At 52.9% G+C, this 16,442-nt stretch carries 21 protein-coding genes; 9 read left to right on the forward strand and 12 right to left on the reverse strand.

The genetic code is table 11. The features are described from left to right. Positions 1–9: 9 nt before the first annotated feature. From SYN8016DRAFT_RS05970 to SYN8016DRAFT_RS05985, 4 genes are read right to left on the reverse strand one after another with little or no spacing between them, the layout of a single operon-like run. Positions 10–945: a lysylphosphatidylglycerol synthase domain-containing protein gene (locus tag SYN8016DRAFT_RS05970; protein WP_006853428.1), complete on the reverse strand. Its 936-nt coding sequence runs from the start codon at positions 943–945 to the stop codon at positions 10–12. Further along, positions 939–2,150 carry a nickel pincer cofactor biosynthesis protein LarC gene (gene larC, locus SYN8016DRAFT_RS05975; protein ID WP_006853429.1) on the reverse strand — a complete coding sequence of 404 codons (1,212 nt, stop codon included), beginning with the start codon at positions 2,148–2,150 and terminating at the stop codon, positions 939–941. Before larC ends, SYN8016DRAFT_RS05970 begins: the two co-directional genes overlap by 7 nt. Then, positions 2,147–2,785 carry a hypothetical protein gene (locus SYN8016DRAFT_RS05980; RefSeq protein WP_006853430.1) on the reverse strand — a complete coding sequence of 213 codons (639 nt, stop codon included), beginning with the start codon at positions 2,783–2,785 and terminating at the stop codon, positions 2,147–2,149. The genes larC and SYN8016DRAFT_RS05980 overlap by 4 nt, the downstream gene beginning before the upstream one ends. Next, positions 2,785–3,441 carry a hypothetical protein gene (locus SYN8016DRAFT_RS05985; RefSeq protein ID WP_006853431.1) on the reverse strand — a complete coding sequence of 219 codons (657 nt, stop codon included), beginning with the start codon at positions 3,439–3,441 and terminating at the stop codon, positions 2,785–2,787. Before SYN8016DRAFT_RS05985 ends, SYN8016DRAFT_RS05980 begins: the two co-directional genes overlap by 1 nt. Before the next feature lie 87 nt (positions 3,442–3,528). On the opposite strand from SYN8016DRAFT_RS05985, the gene SYN8016DRAFT_RS05990 reads away from it, so the two are divergent. Then, a complete protein-coding gene (locus tag SYN8016DRAFT_RS05990; RefSeq protein WP_253909786.1) occupies positions 3,529–4,341 on the forward strand; it encodes a lipopolysaccharide assembly protein LapB in 813 nt (270 codons plus the stop codon). Here SYN8016DRAFT_RS05990 and SYN8016DRAFT_RS05995 read toward each other — a convergent pair. Continuing rightward, positions 4,307–4,612 (reverse strand): hypothetical protein, encoded by a 306-nt coding sequence (locus tag SYN8016DRAFT_RS05995; RefSeq protein ID WP_006853433.1) that lies wholly within the window; start codon positions 4,610–4,612, stop codon positions 4,307–4,309. The genes SYN8016DRAFT_RS05990 and SYN8016DRAFT_RS05995 overlap by 35 nt on opposite strands. 60 nt (positions 4,613–4,672) lie before the next feature. Here SYN8016DRAFT_RS05995 and xth point away from each other — a divergent pair, with 60 nt between their 5' ends. Continuing rightward, on the forward strand, positions 4,673–5,497 hold the full coding sequence (gene xth, locus SYN8016DRAFT_RS06000) for an exodeoxyribonuclease III (protein WP_006853434.1): 825 nt from the start codon (positions 4,673–4,675) through the stop codon (positions 5,495–5,497). A 2-nt stretch (positions 5,498–5,499) separates the two neighbouring features. Here the strand turns inward: xth and SYN8016DRAFT_RS06005 are convergent, their stop codons facing one another. Further along, positions 5,500–6,972 (reverse strand): FAD-linked oxidase C-terminal domain-containing protein, encoded by a 1,473-nt coding sequence (locus SYN8016DRAFT_RS06005; protein ID WP_006853435.1) that lies wholly within the window; start codon positions 6,970–6,972, stop codon positions 5,500–5,502. A gap of 136 nt (positions 6,973–7,108) precedes the next feature. Between SYN8016DRAFT_RS06005 and hemL the strand changes: the two genes are divergently transcribed. From hemL to SYN8016DRAFT_RS06020, 3 genes are all read left to right on the forward strand, one after another. Next, on the forward strand, positions 7,109–8,410 hold the full coding sequence (gene hemL / locus SYN8016DRAFT_RS06010; protein ID WP_038013457.1) for a glutamate-1-semialdehyde 2,1-aminomutase: 1,302 nt from the start codon (positions 7,109–7,111) through the stop codon (positions 8,408–8,410). Positions 8,411–8,469: 59 nt separating this feature from the next. Beyond that, positions 8,470–9,648, forward strand: a complete 1,179-nt coding sequence (locus SYN8016DRAFT_RS06015; RefSeq protein ID WP_253909788.1) for a carbohydrate porin — start codon at positions 8,470–8,472, stop codon at positions 9,646–9,648. Positions 9,649–9,732: 84 nt separating this feature from the next. Then, on the forward strand, positions 9,733–10,611 hold the full coding sequence (locus tag SYN8016DRAFT_RS06020; RefSeq protein ID WP_253909789.1) for a DUF481 domain-containing protein: 879 nt from the start codon (positions 9,733–9,735) through the stop codon (positions 10,609–10,611). A gap of 95 nt (positions 10,612–10,706) precedes the next feature. Here SYN8016DRAFT_RS06020 and SYN8016DRAFT_RS06025 read toward each other — a convergent pair whose 3' ends face one another. Continuing rightward, entirely contained in the window at positions 10,707–11,201 is a 495-nt protein-coding gene (locus SYN8016DRAFT_RS06025; protein ID WP_006853439.1) for a YajQ family cyclic di-GMP-binding protein, read from the reverse strand. A gap of 316 nt (positions 11,202–11,517) precedes the next feature. On the opposite strand from SYN8016DRAFT_RS06025, the gene SYN8016DRAFT_RS06030 reads away from it, so the two are divergent. After that, on the forward strand, positions 11,518–11,760 hold the full coding sequence (locus SYN8016DRAFT_RS06030; protein WP_006853440.1) for a hypothetical protein: 243 nt from the start codon (positions 11,518–11,520) through the stop codon (positions 11,758–11,760). Positions 11,761–11,803: 43 nt separating this feature from the next. On the opposite strand, the gene SYN8016DRAFT_RS06035 is transcribed toward SYN8016DRAFT_RS06030, so the two are convergent. From SYN8016DRAFT_RS06035 to SYN8016DRAFT_RS06065, 5 genes are all read right to left on the reverse strand, one after another. Continuing rightward, positions 11,804–11,989, reverse strand: a complete 186-nt coding sequence (locus tag SYN8016DRAFT_RS06035) for a hypothetical protein (protein WP_006853441.1) — start codon at positions 11,987–11,989, stop codon at positions 11,804–11,806. 344 nt (positions 11,990–12,333) lie between these two features. Beyond that, a complete protein-coding gene (locus tag SYN8016DRAFT_RS06040; protein ID WP_006853442.1) occupies positions 12,334–12,678 on the reverse strand; it encodes a hypothetical protein in 345 nt (114 codons plus the stop codon). Between the two features lie 124 nt (positions 12,679–12,802). Then, the gene (locus SYN8016DRAFT_RS06045; protein ID WP_006853443.1) at positions 12,803–13,198 is read right to left on the reverse strand and encodes a hypothetical protein; all 396 of its coding nucleotides are present in this window, start codon (positions 13,196–13,198) and stop codon (positions 12,803–12,805) included. Between the two features lie 263 nt (positions 13,199–13,461). After that, complete coding sequence (locus tag SYN8016DRAFT_RS06050) at positions 13,462–13,698, reverse strand: hypothetical protein (protein WP_006853444.1); 237 nt, start codon at positions 13,696–13,698, stop codon at positions 13,462–13,464. A 1,127-nt stretch (positions 13,699–14,825) separates the two neighbouring features. Then, positions 14,826–15,032 (reverse strand): hypothetical protein, encoded by a 207-nt coding sequence (locus SYN8016DRAFT_RS06065; RefSeq protein ID WP_006853447.1) that lies wholly within the window; start codon positions 15,030–15,032, stop codon positions 14,826–14,828. Positions 15,033–15,239: 207 nt separating this feature from the next. Here SYN8016DRAFT_RS06065 and SYN8016DRAFT_RS06070 point away from each other — a divergent pair, with 207 nt between their 5' ends. From SYN8016DRAFT_RS06070 to SYN8016DRAFT_RS06080, 3 genes are all read left to right on the forward strand, one after another. After that, positions 15,240–15,464: a hypothetical protein gene (locus SYN8016DRAFT_RS06070; RefSeq protein WP_170952809.1), complete on the forward strand. Its 225-nt coding sequence runs from the start codon at positions 15,240–15,242 to the stop codon at positions 15,462–15,464. Between the two features lie 391 nt (positions 15,465–15,855). Continuing rightward, positions 15,856–16,017, forward strand: a complete 162-nt coding sequence (locus SYN8016DRAFT_RS06075) for a hypothetical protein (RefSeq protein ID WP_253909790.1) — start codon at positions 15,856–15,858, stop codon at positions 16,015–16,017. Positions 16,018–16,051: 34 nt separating this feature from the next. After that, the gene (locus SYN8016DRAFT_RS06080) at positions 16,052–16,405 is read left to right on the forward strand and encodes a hypothetical protein (RefSeq protein WP_253909791.1); all 354 of its coding nucleotides are present in this window, start codon (positions 16,052–16,054) and stop codon (positions 16,403–16,405) included. The last annotated feature ends 37 nt before the right edge of the window (positions 16,406–16,442 follow it).

The following is a 16,442-nucleotide window of genomic DNA, read 5'->3' on the forward strand; positions in this document are numbered from 1 at the left end:
AACAGCCGATCAAACGCGAAGCTTTGCCGTGACCCAGGCATCACCCTTCACAGCAGCGGCAGCGATCAGATCCGCCAAGGTGACGAGCAATCGGTAACTAAGGGCCACCGCAAGGAGGGGAGCCTCCGGCACAATCGTGCCGATACGAAATAACAGAACCACCTCAAACACCCCCAACCCTCCAGGAGCAGCAGGAACGACCAGACCTGCCGTCCAGGCAAGGGCAAAGGCCGCAAGCCAAAGGCCTAGGGGCTGCCCAGACACGAGTCCGAACGTTTGCAAGCAGCACCAAAACCCAGCAAATCGACAGAGAACAAACAGCAGTTCGGAGAGGAGGGGCCACCAGGGGTACGACACTCGACCACTGCCCAGATCCTCATCCTCAATGGAGGTCGTCGTGCCTGGGTCCACTCGATTGAGCTGACGCAACTTGCTGGTCTCCAACCGTCGCAACAAAGGCTCCCGCCAACGTGGCAGCAGCAGCAGAGAAGGAAGAACGCAGAGCAACGCCAAACCGTTTTGGAACCCACCGAACGGCACCCAAAGCAACGCAGCAACGGCCATCACCATGGGCTCCATCAACACCGAAACCAAAGCCTTGCCGCCACCAAGATCAGGCCGGAGAGCACGAAAACGATCGAGGAAATGCCAGATGCCACCGGGCAAATATTTGAGCAAATTGCTTCGCAGATAGAGCGGCACCAAGGCCAAGCGCTCCGGCTGATGTCCGAGCCAAATCACCAAGACCTTCCAAGCCAGGGCATTGACAACCAAGCTGAGCCAACTCAAACCAAGCCCCAACAACAACCACCACCATCCCTGTCGGCTGATGGTGAGGGCACGCAATCCTGTGGCATGGCTCGCCAACGCCACGCCCACAAAGGCGAGGGTCAGCAGGGTGATCCAAAGCCGTAAACCACCAGGAAAAGAAAGCCGTTTCAACACTGCCAGTCCTCCTCGGGCACAAAAGCAAGCGTCTCGCGAGACAGGCGCTCACGAAGCTCCATCACGGTGAGACCAGCCTCAGCAGAGACGCGCTGGAGCTCATCTTGCTCCCACTTCAAGGTGAAGGTCCCATCTGGACGGCGCGTCTGCTTAGCGCGAATCATCCCCCAAGGGGTGGTGCTAGTCCCACAACGACGGGGCAACACCCAGCGCCCCTGTTCTCGCTCCCTTAAGCCGATGGTTGGACTATGGCGCCACCACACCTGCCGCAAGGCCGCAGCCTGATTTGGTGTTGTGAGGGCCATAACAGCAGTACCCGGCCTTTGCTTTTTCATCAAGACGGCTCCTTGAACCACGTCCAATGCACCAGCCAAACGCAAGTGCTGAGCCAGGCTTGCCAACTCTTCGGCCGTGGCATCATCAATCCAAGCCTCCTGCACCACAAGCTCCTGCCAACCAGGCTCCGTTCTGGTCGCATCACGAATGCGCATCATGCGCAGCAAGTTGGGACGGTCCAAAGACCGATGGCCGAGGCCAATGCCAACGGCTTCAACCTCCATCCTGGAGGGACGATGAAAGTGATCTGCCAACACCGCCATCAAAGCCAGACCGGTGGGCGTGGTGAGCTCAGCCGCAGGGAAATTTTCCCCGGTGAGGAGCGGCAGCTGATGGCGCTTTGCCAATTCGAGAACCGCTGGCACTGGAACAGGCAACACCCCGTGGGCCGTCGTCACGCGTCCATGGCCTGCTGGGGGTGCTGTGCAATAAATCAAACCCGGGGAAAGGTGCTCAATTCCAGCGCAGACGCCGATCACATCCACCAAGCTGTCGATGGCCCCGATCTCATGGAAATGAACCTGATCAGGAGCACAGCCGTGCACCGTGGCTTCCGCATCAGCCAGGGCCTGAAACACCTGCAAAACCTTGGCCTTTAGGGAAGGTGACAGCGAAGCGTCCGAGATCAACTGGCGTAAATCTGACCAGCGACGATGGGGTGGATTGGATTCCTCGCTCCTCACCGTGAGCCGAAGACCACGCAAGCCACCACTCTTCGATTCCTCCACATTGAGTGCATAGGCCTTGGCGAGGCCAAGCGCCTGCAAGGGCTGATGCACAACCGACTCCGGCACTCCTAAATCCAGGAGTGCCGACAACAACATGTCCCCGGCAAGCCCCGTTGGACAATCAATGACCAGCGCACTCATGCTGGCTCTGGTGGCATGCCGTCCAGCAACCGGTCGGCGATTGATTCAATCTCAGTGCGCCGCGAACGCAGAAGCTGCTCCACCTCCCGACGGGCCCGTCTTTGCTCGCGCTGAGCCGTGTCGACATCTTGTCCTGACACGCCCCAGATGCGTCCCAATAAAGCCCTGTCATCTTCACCACCTTGAGGGGGTCCCTCGAGCAATGTCTCTGCAGCCATCCCCGCCTGCAGGACGCGGCTCCAACGACGCAAGTCTTCCAGAGACAACCGGGCCCGGTCGGGCAGTGCAAATTCAGTGACACCGTTGCAGCGCAACCCTGCCTTCAGGCAGCCACGGGTTCCGACAAGAACCCTCTTGACCTCAAGATTTTCCTCTTGAGCCACCAACCAGTGACCTGCTTCGTGAAACGCGACTCTGCGCAATCTGTTGCGTCCGCCGGGCAGGGATTCCGCCAACAGGTGACCTCCCATCCCATTCAACTGAGCGGCATCCACGGTGAGGCCCAATAGGGCCCCTCCCAAGCCGAGAGCAATCCAAGCCGGCGACAGTCCGATCAACGGTCCGAACACAGCCAATCCAGTGGCACTGGCCACCGCGACACCGGCCGTGGTGTTGAAGGTGGGGGAAGAGGGCATCAGGTCTTGGCAGGTCGGGAACGAGCGCCTCCCTTACGGGAACCCTCCCGCCCTTTTCCGCCTCGCGTCGGCATCGGTGCAATCACTTCCACAGCCTCTACGGCGAGGAGCTGTCCTTGACGTCGCACATCCAAACTGACGAAATGTCTTAGGTGCTCAAGGGGCAGCTCTCCAGTGAGCTGAACTTTGAACGGCAATGGGCGGAATCCGTCAGCGCGAGGCAGCTGCCGCACCTTCACCACAAGCTCATTGGCTTCTGGCTTGGTGAAAATCAATTCGCCGCGAATCGAGAAAAAATCGTCACCTTCGGGCAGTTGATCCAACGCGTCCTGGGCCTCGGAGGCCTCGGCATCCGAGGTTTCAGCTGTCGCCAGCGTGCTCGGCTCCCAAATTCCTGCAATTTGAAGATGCAGCTGCTCAGACTCACGGCAGCGGGGGTAGACCACCCAAAGGTGGGGCGTTGTCATGTCGAGATGACGACGCATAAGGGTCAGCATCCTGCCAAGAACGACAGTCTCTAATTCATTGCCATCGGAATCAATCAAGACTCCCCGGGTCAACTGATCCTCGGATTCCGGTCGGTAGATACCCCTAACAACACCGATCGCCCGGTACTGGAGGGGTTCTGTAACCGGGGAAATCGGATGGTCGCGCATTGCTGTCAGTGGCTTCCATTTGCCTGTGATGACTCTAGCCAGCTCGAGGGATTCGATTCAGAGTGGTCCAAGCACTCCCCATGCAGATTGGCCGGCGCTAACCGACAACAGGCGTTTCGAAATCGATGGTTGATGGGGTTGGGACTTCCTTTGGCCCTGATCACAGGCTGGTTTGTCGCCCAGTCACTCAATCAAAATCCAACGGGGAACCAGCAGACGAAGGCGCGAAAAGCCAAGGCACCAAAAGCCAAAGCGCAGAAAGCCAAGGCGCCGCAGGCCCTGGAGCCAGAGCAAAGGCTGGAGCGACTCGCCCTCTCCCATCCACGCGATTGGCGTTGGCGCTTGCTGCTGGCCCAAAGGAAGCTCCAAGGAGGGGATCGCGATGGCGCAAGGCGCGAGCTCATCACCCTTCAAGCCCTGTGGCCCAATCGGCCAGAGGTCCAAAACCTCCAACTGCTGTTGGATGTGGAAACAAAGCGTCAGGCCACCGCTTTGAAACAGACAAGCGATCGTTTCCAGCAAACCCCCAAAGGTCAAAGACTCTTGCTTGGATTGCGCTTAGCGGATCTGCAACGTCTCTCCGGACAAGACAATGCAGCCATAGCCACCTATCGCCTGATCGCCACAGAGTCTCCCAAGAGCATGCAGCCTTTGCTTGCCCTCGCCCTTCTCCATCGAGACAAGGGACAGAATCAGCAATCGCAACAGGTCCTGCTCAATGCCCGAAACAGACTTTCTGGCAGCAAACAGGACAAGCAAACCCTCGATCAGTTAGCCGTGCGCTGGCAACTTGATTCCTTCCGAAACAGTGAGGACAGCACTGCAAAACGTCGTGAAAGCGTGCTGCTCCCTCCCACCCCTCCGACTAAGGCGTTGGCTGGGACGACTCCAGAGCCCTAAGGGCCGCATCAATGGCATCGGCAGGCGGTGTGGCGTCATTCATTGCATTCGCCCTGCGCAACCGATTCATCAATTCCATGGGGTTGGTGGCATCAAGCACCGACTCCTGGTTTTTCTGGCCGGGCACGGTCTGGAACACGTCACGCTGCTGGGGAGACTGATAGCCGCTACTCATCGGGCTTTCCTGAGCCAAGCCATCCAGGCAAGTGACCAGCGAAATAGCACTGATGAGCCCAAGCAGATGGGGTCGGAACGGGGTAAGCGATGGCACGTTCTCAGCTCCCAGATAACGGCCTGATGCTAAGGGTCACCTTTAGAAGCCGCATCATCCGTGCAAATCGCCAGCTGGAATGTCAATTCCGTGCGAACCCGACTGGATCATGTTCTGAATTGGCTTGAGCGCTCGGAAGCAGACCTGCTGGCATTGCAGGAAACCAAGGTGGATGATCCTCAATTCCCGCTAGAGCCTTTTCTCGAGAGGGGATATCAAGTTCAGATTCATGGACAGAAGGCCTACAACGGCGTTGCGCTGATTAGTCGCACCCCTCTGGACGATGTGCGCATGGGCTTCAGCGCAGAACTTGTGGACGACAGCGAAGCCGAGGAACTTGGTGCTCAAAAACGTGTGATCAGCGCTCTGATCGATGGCATTCGCGTGGTGAATTTGTACGTCCCCAATGGATCGAGTCTCAAATCGGACAAATACAGCTACAAACTCACCTGGCTGTCCTGTCTGGAGCGCTACCTAAAGGCCATCCAAACCAGAGATGAACCGCTCTGCGTGGTGGGAGATTTCAACATCGGTCTTGAAGCGCGAGACCTCCCTGATCCCGATCGCTTATCCGGGGGGATCATGGCCTCCGATCGCGAACGCAACGCGTTGCGAGCAGCCTTAGGCCCCGATCTCCAGGACGCCTTTCGTCTGTTTGAGCCGAACAGCGGCCATTGGAGCTGGTGGGATTACCGCAGTGGTGCTTGGGACCGAGACCGTGGCTGGCGAATCGATCACGTCTATCTCGATGAAACCCTTCGGGACGTCGCACGAAGCTGTTCGATCGATAAGCAAGAACGCGGACGGCTCCAACCCAGCGACCATGCACCTGTGATTGTTGACCTGGCCTGGGACTTGGAGGACGACGAAGAGGTTGAGGACTGATTTCAGTAGACAATGGCTTCTTCAGGAAGCGATCGTCCTTCTGCCTGCAATTGCACGGACCGTCGCATCGACTCACCACAGGTTTGTGGAGTCGGAAAAATTTTTCCGGGATTGGCACGGCCAAGCGGATCAAAAGCCAGCCGAACCCATTGCATGCTGTCCAGATCTTCGGCGCTGAACATTTGGTCGAGAAAGCAGCGTTTATCGCTGCCAACGCCGTGCTCACCACTGATGCTGCCGCCGACCTCCAGGCAAAGGTTCATGATCGCGCCTCCGAGGGCTTTCACCCGTTCATTCACACCCTGCTCTGAAGCCCGATACAAGATCAGCGGATGCAGGTTGCCATCACCGGCATGAAACACATTCGCCACCACCAATCCGTGCTCCGCACTGAGCTGATCAATGGCCTTGAGAACCCTTGGCAGAGCCGTGCGCGGGACCACACCGTCCTGGAGGTAATAGCTAGGGCATTGCCTGCCAAGCGCTGAAATGGCACTTTTACGCCCTTTCCATAGACGGGCCCGATCCTCTTCACTCCAGGCTTCCCGTATAGCGCCGGCCCCAGCCTCTCGACAAAGGGCGGTGGCGACCGTGACAGCTTGCTTGACCTCTGGTTGCTGGCCATCCAGCTCAATCAATAAAACCGCTCCTGCCTCCGGCGGATACTCCTCTTCTCCAAACGCTTCGTTCACCGCCTTGATGCAGGTCTGGTCCATGATTTCCAACCCAGCCGGCAACACCCCAGCGCGCGTGATCAAGCGCACAGCCTCTCCAGCCGCCTGCATGGAAGAGAAGTCGGCGAGCAACACCGCTACCGCATCCGGGGCATGCAGCAAGCGAAGCGTGATCGCCGTAGCAATTCCAAGCGTGCCCTCACTTCCAATAAACACGCCCCGCAGATCCAGTTCAGCCGCATCGCACAACGCGCTGCCAAGGCGTGTGGGTGTGCCATCCGGCAGCACAACATCCAAGGCGAGCACATGGTTGCTGGTGACGCCGTACTTCAAGCAGTGCACGCCACCAGAATTTTCAGCCACATTGCCGCCGATGGTGCACACCACCTGACTGGAGGGATCTGGCGCGTAATAAAAGCCATCACCAACAACCGCACGGCTCACCCAACTGTTGATCACACCGGGCTCCACCGTGATCGTCTGATTGGCGAGATCAATGTCAAGAATGCGACGCATGCGGCTGGTCACAACCAACAGCGCGTCTTGCTCCACCAACGCACCACCGGAAAGCCCGGTACCACTCCCTCGAGCCACAAAGGGAATGCCCTGACGATGGCAACAGGCCAGGATTTGGGCCACCTGCTCAGCCGTTTCTGGCAACACCGCAAGCTTCGGCATGTGCCGGTCCATGGTGAGACCGTCACAGTCGTAAGACAACAATTCCTGGCGCCTTGCGACGACTGATTTCGACGGAAGGAACCCTCTCAATTCCCGCTCAAGCGCTGGCCAGTCGTAATTCACGGATGACGTGCCGAACTTCAGCAACCTAGGCAGTTTTGTCAGCAATTCTTAGGCTTCAACTACATAAAAAACACATCGGGCCGTTCTTGGGTCAAGATGTTGCACGGTTTGCAATTGCCCATTGGCTCCCGTCCCCGTGACTGCTTCCACTCTGAACACCAGCCACTCCCAGGCCATTTTCAGTGCTGCCAAGGCTCTGATGCCTGGTGGCGTGAGCTCTCCGGTGCGCGCCTTCAAGTCGGTCGGCGGGCAGCCCATCGTGTTCGATCGGGTCAAAGGCCCTTACGCCTGGGATGTCGATGGCAATAAATATGTGGATTACATCGGCAGCTGGGGGCCAGCCATCTGCGGTCATGCCCATCCAGAGGTCATTAGTGCTCTTCAAGAGGCCATTGAGAAAGGCACCAGTTTTGGTGCTCCCTGCGCCTTAGAAAACACCCTGGCGGAGATGGTGATTGAAGCCGTCCCCAGCGTGGAAATGGTGCGCTTTGTGAACAGCGGCACCGAGGCCTGCATGTCCATGCTGCGCCTGATTCGCGCATTCACTGGGCGCGACAAGATCATCAAGTTCGAGGGCTGTTACCACGGCCATGCGGACATGTTCCTCGTCAAGGCTGGTTCCGGTGTGGCAACGCTCGGCCTACCCGATTCCCCCGGAGTACCACGGAGCACCACAGCCAACACGCTGACCGCTCCCTACAACGATTTGGAATCGGTCAAACAGCTCTTCGCTGAGAACCCCGACGCCATTGCCGGCGTCATTCTTGAGCCAATTGTTGGCAATGCTGGGTTCATCCAACCTGAGCCAGGATTTTTGGAGGGGTTGCGAGAACTCACCAAAGAAAACGGCGCACTTCTGGTCTTCGATGAAGTGATGACTGGTTTCCGCATCAGCTACGGAGGAGCTCAAGCTCATTTTGGAGTGACTCCAGATCTCACGACGATGGGGAAAGTGATTGGTGGAGGTTTGCCCGTTGGGGCCTATGGCGGTCGCAAAGACATCATGGAGATGGTGGCCCCAGCTGGTCCTATGTATCAAGCAGGGACGCTGAGCGGCAATCCATTGGCGATGACGGCTGGGATCAAAACACTCGAGTTGCTCAAGCAGCCAGGAAGTTACGAGAAACTGACTGCCACAACGGAACGCTTGATTCAAGGAATCCTCGATGCGGGCCGTGAGGCAGGGCTTCCGATCACCGGGGGCAGCGTTGGCGCCATGTTTGGTTTCTTCCTCTGTGAAGGTCCAGTTCGCAATTTCGAAGAAGCGAAAACAACCGATTCCGTTCGGTTTGGACAGCTGCATAGAGCGATGCTGGAACGCGGTGTTTACCTTGCACCGTCGGCGTTTGAAGCGGGCTTCACGTCGCTTGCCCACTCCGATGAAGACATCGACGCGACCATCAAGGCATTCCGAGAAAGCTTCGCTGCAATCGCCTGAATCAAGTGAAGATCACGGCTCTAAGTATCGCGAATGCGATGCTGAGCTTTGGTCTTTTGATGACTGAAGCACAGGCAAACGAAACGGAAACATCTCAACCACCACCTGCTTGGGTTGATTTAACTCTGGATTTCACGGCCCAACCGGTGGTGGGAATTGCAGGAGGACTGGAACCATCAGCCAGCAGTTGGATGCAACAAGTTGCGGCAGGACTCACCCTCGGCACTGGCCTGAACAAAAATCGCAGCAACTGGACAGGCTTCGATCACTGGCAAATACAGCTGGAACTGAATCAGTTCACAGGTAATCCAAAACTCAATGAACAGCTAGGGACGGACTATCCGCTTCAAAGCTTGGTCAATCCAACTGGAACCTGGATCACACAAGCATCCTTGGAACGAATAGAGGGCGGAAACAAAATCGGCTGGAGCATGAATGCTGGAGTGATTTCGATCGAAAACAATGTAATGGAGATACCAGCTCTTGATTACTACACAAATTACACCTTAAACACACCTTACAACGCATCGATCATTGGCCTTCCAATCACTCCACTTGTCGCCTTAGGAGCACAAATAGGATGGCATCATGAACAGCTTGGGAGCTTCGATTACGCGTACTACAACTTAAATAAGACACATCAGATTGCTGCTTCACTAGGCGTTAAGCCGTTAACGCCGAAGCTCCAAGGTGATCTTCAAATCTTCCAATGGTCGATGAATCCATGGATCAATTCTCAACAGACAAACACGGAAGAATCAGAACAAAACCTGCCAGACCCACTCATTCAACTAGGCGGTTATTCAGCAACAACCGACCTAGACATAACGCAAAGCACAAACTTAGGCGATGGCAGCAATCATGGCATTTACGGAACGATCACATGGCCATTCTCCCTACCCATTGGAAACGAGAACCGAATCTGGATCTCTAGCAGTCTCAGCTTGAACCCAAACAACAACCCCTTAATCAGCTATCTAGCCGGGGGACTGCTCAGCCAAGGGATCCTCCCTGGCAGGCCCTTGGATGTGCTGGCCCTAGGCGTGAACAGAAACGGATTCAGCCAAAGCATTACTCCCAACCAAAGTTATGAAGGAGTGATTGAACTCAACTACAAGATTCAAATCTCTGATCGCCTGCAAATACAGCCACTCATGCAGTGGATCATCAACCCTTCTGGGATAGGATCTCTGCCAACGATATGGGCAACAGGAGCTCAAATCAACTTCTCTATTTAAGATCGGATGAAAATACAACCAACAAGTCTTCTCCCTATATTAAAACGATTAGTATGGCTCCCCATAGCCTTCAATGCAACCGCGTTGCTGCTGCTTGATAGCAGCACACGCAATGTCTTTGCAGAAACAATCACGCTAACCCTTAGCAATGGCGACAAAATTCAAGGGACATTAGTGAAGAGTGAGAGCACTGATACCGTGACTGTGATTGACCATCCAAGTTTAGGCAAGCTTAAAATTAAATCGACAGCTTTGAAAGCCAAACCGAAAAAAAAGCACTGGACAGGAAGTCTTTCAGCTGGAATGACAGGCACAAATACAGATCGTGATTACGACCTCGACAGCACATTTCAACTGATCACACAATATAAGGATGAAAGAAATCTTCTCTCCTTCAAAGCCAATACAGAGTACGGAATTACAAGAAGCGCTAATCAAAAGGAGGGCTCAACAGACACCAACCAAGGGCAGGTGGACTTGCGTTATTCATATACTTTTTCAGGGAAACTGAGTGCTTATGCATCCAATACCTATGAGTACGACATGCTGAATCAGGTCGGCCAGAATAATCTCATTAATTCAGTTGGACTTGGATATGACCTGATCAAAACTGACACCACAACTCTCAATGTATCGGCAGGACCTTCGGCCCAGAGCCTTTGGGGGGGAAGATTCTGCACAGCTGACAAGAACTGCGGAAAAACTTACCCCGCAAGCAGTGCTCGAATCAGTTTCGACTGGCTTCCTAACAACTACTTCAACCTCTCTCTCAGCAATCAATTCACGAATGCCTACGTCGATGAGTTTTCTCCGAGCAACAATTTCTCAGGAACCATCAAAATCTACCCCTTGGGGGACAAAAAACTATTTACATCTCTAAATGGACAACTTATCTACAATTCTCTCACGTCACCAAAAGTTGACAATAGCTTTTCATTGCAACTTGGAACCCAACTCTTCTAATGCTACTGAGTAACGAAAAGTCCCTTAAGACCTGCCAGCATCAATCACTAGTCATAAGACCTTCAACGGAAAGATCAAGACTAGGAACTTTCCATTTAGCGGTAATTCTCAAATTGAAGCGGAACATCTAATTCTTCTTCCTTGCTTCTCACGAGTTGGATGGCTGCTTGAAGGTCGTCCTTGCTCTTACCAGTAATACGAAGACTTTCCCCTTGAATGGCAACCGTGACCTTCTTCAATTCATCACGAACCATTTTGCTCAGCTTTTTCGCCAACTCTTGACTCAGCCCTTTTCGCAATTGAATGACCTGCTTGACGCGATTCCCACCCACTGCTTCAGGAGTTTGGAAGTCAAAAATCTTTAAAGAAAGATCCCGTTTCGTCGCTTTAGTTCTCAAGATGTCCTCCACAGCCTGCAATGTCATATCACTGGCTGTTGTGATAACCACTTCCGTTTCAGCTAGATCAATCTCAGTACCCGAGTCCTTAAGGTCATAGCGATTTCCAACATCCCGGCGGACTTGATCCAGAGTATTGACCAGCTCCTGGCGGTCAAAATCAGAAACCACATCAAATGAATATGACGCCATAGTGCTGTGCTGCTGTTCCGAACAGGTCTTTGCTCAACTTACTCACGGTGAGCGATCGTGGCAGTCTGAACAAACAAACTCACAGCATCTCGGGTGCTTTTGGCGCTCAAAAGCAGAGTTGCAGGCCCAAAGGCCTAAAAACAGTCGGCAGGTCCAGGATCTACGGCGCACAAGCCCGTGGGCGATTCAACAATGAGCCTCAAGACATTGAGTCAATATTATTTTCAGCGAAGAATTAACAAAGAATTCACATCAAAGCCCAAGCGAGTCTAATTTATAATCAAAAAACTTACTCACGCAGGCTTTCAAACTCTCCATGACAACACCACTTGATCAAGCGCTCTTCATCGCCAATGAGATGGAAAAACTTGCTGATCAACTGAAGCCTGCGGTGATTCGAGCCGCTCGTTCTGATGATGAGGGACGAAAAAATCTCGACCGTATTGAATATGCCCTTGGGACGATTGGGAAAGCTCTGATCCTTACTGACTACAGCGTGGATGAACAAAAAGATCTCGATAAACTCGAAGAGTTCAGAGAACTCCATGGAAAGCATTGAGACCGAGGAGCCCTAAAGCTCACTGCTCAAGCAGGGATCAAAATTAAGAAATGGGCTCATCGGATGCAGCTTGTTCTAAGTCTTTCCAGGTCAAGTCAATGAGGGGGAGCGCCTCATCAATTTCTCTTTTCACGCCAGAGGCTTCATCACTTAGCCCCTGCTCGATCAGCTGCTGGTATTTCTTGTATTGGTTGACCCAGATCAGGATCGTGGGGGTGCTGTTCGTCATGCTTCTAGGGTGGAGCGACATTCCAGGACATCCCATAGGCAGGGGATGTAAGGGAAGGGCCTTTGGGCATCAGATCAACCCCAAAGGTAATCGATTCATAGCCGAGGAAGGCCTGAATGCTCGAGAGCTCACATACCCAATAGCGAATAAAACTGCCATCGAGGGGTTGCGATGGCCATTTAAGTAAAAAAAGCGATGCCTCAGAGAAGCGAACTAGCCAAAAAGTGTTCTCAAAGGGTCAACTCTGAACCCAAGCTTGCATCGAGACAACATATTTGAAGACGTTTAAAAAGCCTCATCCATCACACCTATAAATCAAAAGATGAAAAGCCTAAAGAAGTGACCTAGAAGTCATGTTTTTCACCTTCAACCACCATCGCCACCAATAAGGGCCAGTAGCGATAGCTCGCCCGAATCAAAAGGGCCCAAATCAACCAGAGAAGCCAAAAATTGACGCTCTCATCAATGGCCTCACGACAGTTCTGTTGCAAGCGCGTTGCCTCAGGGGCTGAAACTTGCTCTTGCAACGACCGATTCATGGCTGCACACACCCTTCCAGCTGGAAGGCGGAACAATTCTGCAGAAAGCCAGGCCGGAGCTAAAGCCACGGGAATAGCAACCAACCATCTGCCGACAAATCGCTCTAACGAACGACTCGGCACGATGCGTCTCGGCTTGGGAGAAGGCATCAAACGCCAATCCAGACGCTCACTGTCCTGAAATTAGAAACGGCTGGTCAACTAGACCAGCGCATTGACATCAAGCGAAAGCTTTTCTGTTGGGCACTGATTGACCAACCACGCGGTACACCGTTTACGAGCTCAGCATCACACAACTCGATTCAAGGAAGTCTGGATGATTGCGCCGGTAGGTTGAGGCATCCTCTGCCCAAAACTCACTCCAACCGGCAGTCCCAACGTAATTGGTGTACAGCCAAACGCCGCTGCGGCCAAAGTTCATCCAAGGACTCCCAGGCGTTTGACGGGTCGGGCTAAAAAATGTCATCGATCCACCACTCAGTGTGCCTTGCCAACGTTGATTCCCATAAACAACGACCGCCTCTGTTGGATTTTCCGTGGAACGATGAACAATCACCTCACCAAGCGGTCCGCAGCGATACCTCACCGACTCCAAGGCGAGAGCAGGCCCTGGGAGAGCGCCTACAACCACAAGCAATGACCAACGGGCAATGTTGCGCCATGACGTCATGGGGAATCGACCTGAAAAAGCCATTATCCCATTAACAAACGCGAGCAGATTGCTAACCAGCCAGCGAACAAACAATCAAAAAATAGGCTAAAAACAGTTGAATGCTCATCTGTCGGGAGCTCAAGAAGCGACTAAAATCAACGATTTAGCCTGATATTCTAAGCAAATTCAACGATTTTTAGGCGACGCGCTACCACACTCAAGCGCAAACATAAGCTCAATCAGATCATGGATGATTGAGCCAAATCAGATGCGAGTAATAATCATGTTTGACGCTTAAATGTATAACAACCGCCGTGGTAGCCCGTGAATGGCTGCGCATAGGTAATCAATTCCCACCCCTGCTGTCCAAGCTCATTCATCAGTCCCACCAAAGTGACATCATGCTGTGGGTTCCTTCGGGAAATCAGCTGCTTTTCATCAAGCCAAAGCTCTTCAATTTCTCCAGTCCACGACTTTCCTTTCGGAACAAAACGCAATTGCGTGTATTCCCAAGTCATGGAGGTCAGTCGTCATCGTGTTGACTGTAAAGCAAGGATCGAGCTGACTAACCCTAGAAAGCACAATCTCAATGCACTTCAACGATGACAGCGCAACTCAAGCGTGAGCAGCCACAGGCCGATGCCGCAAGGCTGCACAGGCAGGGGGAGCGAGCAGGCCTCTGCCCTCAGCCAACGACAAACACTGCCGTTATGAACACGGCAGAAATAGCCGCTAAAAAACTACCGATACCAGCAGCTTGAATCAAGTTTGGGCTCATCAAAAATCCTCGATGCCCTTGGTATGGCTCAAGCCAAGCTCTGACATCAAGATTTGTCGTGAAACGGAAACGAAAAAGCAACCAGAAGCGGAGAGGCCGCCCCTCCCGGATGGAAGAGACGGCCTAGCTCGCTCGTTTATGCATATCGCTAACCAATATCCAGTGAACCTGTATCGGAGAAGTGTGAACCTCGAAACGACAACAGTGAACTGAAAGAGGAGTGCGAAGCGTCTGGCGTTCGGCGCCTGGGGCCTGGTTCCTAAGTGGTGAGTGTTTGAACTCCTTAGGGCACCTGGTTCGGTGCAGATGGAGTGTCGATCGACGTGGCGCTCAAGAGATTGCCTACCGAAGGACGGAACTCGCCGTTGGGTGAAAAAACTGTTGGAGCAGGGGCCAAGTGGTCAGGCTGCTTCTGTGATCTGCTCAGGTGGAGTGTCGGCCGTCATGGCTCCTCCGATTTCGATACACAAAGTGTGGCTTAGACGGGTGGATAGCGCATCGGTGCAATCGCGCATTGCCATCAGAAACAAAACCGACGAGATTGGAAGTGGCGTGTCTGCAGTGAAGATTTCAGCCATCATCGGGTTTTGATGGCTGCATGCCTCCAAGACTTGTCATCCACGATCCACTCACTCAAGCGGGAAGCAACTGGACAAAAGCTCATAAAGCCAGGTTCACTCTGCGTGTACGTAGAGAAGACTTCTGCTGTTGCTAAGCAACATTTGGGACCACAGGCAGGCGATCCATAACGAGGACAAATCATGGCTTCTCTCCGTTTTTTTTATCATCTCGCTCTCTGATGGTGCCAACTGAGCAAAGGATGAGATATCCACTAGAAAGCCATGAATCATGCCCATGGCCAATCACCTACTCGACCAAATCCAAGGCTTGAAGCACTTTCAAGCGAATTCCTCCGAGTTTGGCCCAAGCACGTAAGGCCTCAGCCTTCGAGGCATAGGGCCTCCAATCATCTTCAAGAATGCGACGCTGCATATGAATTGCTACGCGTTGAACAACAGCTCGATCACTAGGACGATCGAGATAGATCGTTGTCCCGTTGAGCTCAAAATTCATATCAGTCCGAGTCTCTTCGCAAGGTGCGGATGTTGTTGTCGTTGCTAACGACCCTAAGCCACCCTCTCAACGTCGAAATCCACTTTGATGGTGAAGAGGCCGAAGCACCGTTGAAACAGGGAGGAGTGAAGCCTTCAAACCGTACCTCTAACCGAACAACCGATAAGGAACAAAACCCAATAGATTTTTTAGAGAATGATCGAGCCAATGACCAATCATCGCTTGTCGATTGAACAAAAGTTCCAGCTCGAAGCGGCTTTTAGAGAGATTGATGCTTGCGACGACATCGGCAAACTTCGTGAAATCACCAAAGCCATCATCACAGCCCAAGAAAATGAAAAGGCCTTCGCAAGAGAAGCTATTTCGCGAATGCGTCAAGAGATAGAAGCTCAGACAAGTTCTCATTTTGGCTTTAATCGAGCGGCTGGGTAACCAGCAGTAAATGCTACTTCAATTCTTCAATCAATCTCTCTTTACCAATTAGCATCGCTACAACAATCTCTCCCAAATTCGCCTTGGTGTAGCGAAGCAAATCACCTAGGATCAATTATTTTCCTTTTCCTGATCAGCATCCGCTGGTTTTTTTGATATACCACTTTTAACATAAATTCCCACCTTTAAACGTCTTGATTTACAAGACCTACAATACAATTAATTTGCATTTCATTTTAATGCATTGACCCGATTGGATTTGCTTAGCACCAGCGCTGAACATTAATGAGGTTCACGCCGGTTTGCGCAAAAAACATGACACCAAGCAAAGATTGGGGCATAAAGGGAAGACACAGCAGATGCAGACATGCCATTACCCAAATGGGAAACGATGACTGACGAAAGCCAAGCGATGGTTAAGAAGACCGGTCTCGGGATCGGTGCCGGGCTCTTGCTGGTTTGGGTGGCTTTGGGATTCATCAAAGCCATCCTTCCGATCATTTTCCTTGGCGGTGCCGGCTACTTAGGTTGGAAGGTCCTCAACACAAAGTAGTGCTGGTTGGCGATCCAGCCATCGAGCTCCAACGTTGGCTGAGAGGGAGCGATCGCTACGATCTTCAAGAATCAATGCCTCTCCATCTGAAGTGATATCAAAGGACTTCGACTATTCGGCCTCGATTTCATTGACGGACGTGAGGGAAAACTTACCTTTCATCGATCCCGAAAATCTCTCATCCCAAGATGTGCTGGAGGTGCTACTGCATCTCTTTCGGCAAAAGCCAGGATTTGTTGACCGCGGCCATGAAATCAACAACAAAGAAACGGCCTGGGTGAATGCGTTCCTCTTTCGACTCAATCCTGGCATCGATCACGACGGCATGGACGCATTCGTTGTTGAGATCATCGGCTCTAGCGTCGACCGGATGGCAAAGCTACGTTGATCGTGCTCAATCCAGAATCATTGCATTTAGCAAGCCG

It is taken from the genome of Synechococcus sp. WH 8016, assembly GCF_000230675.1.
Lineage (GTDB): Bacteria > Cyanobacteriota > Cyanobacteriia > PCC-6307 > Cyanobiaceae > Synechococcus_C.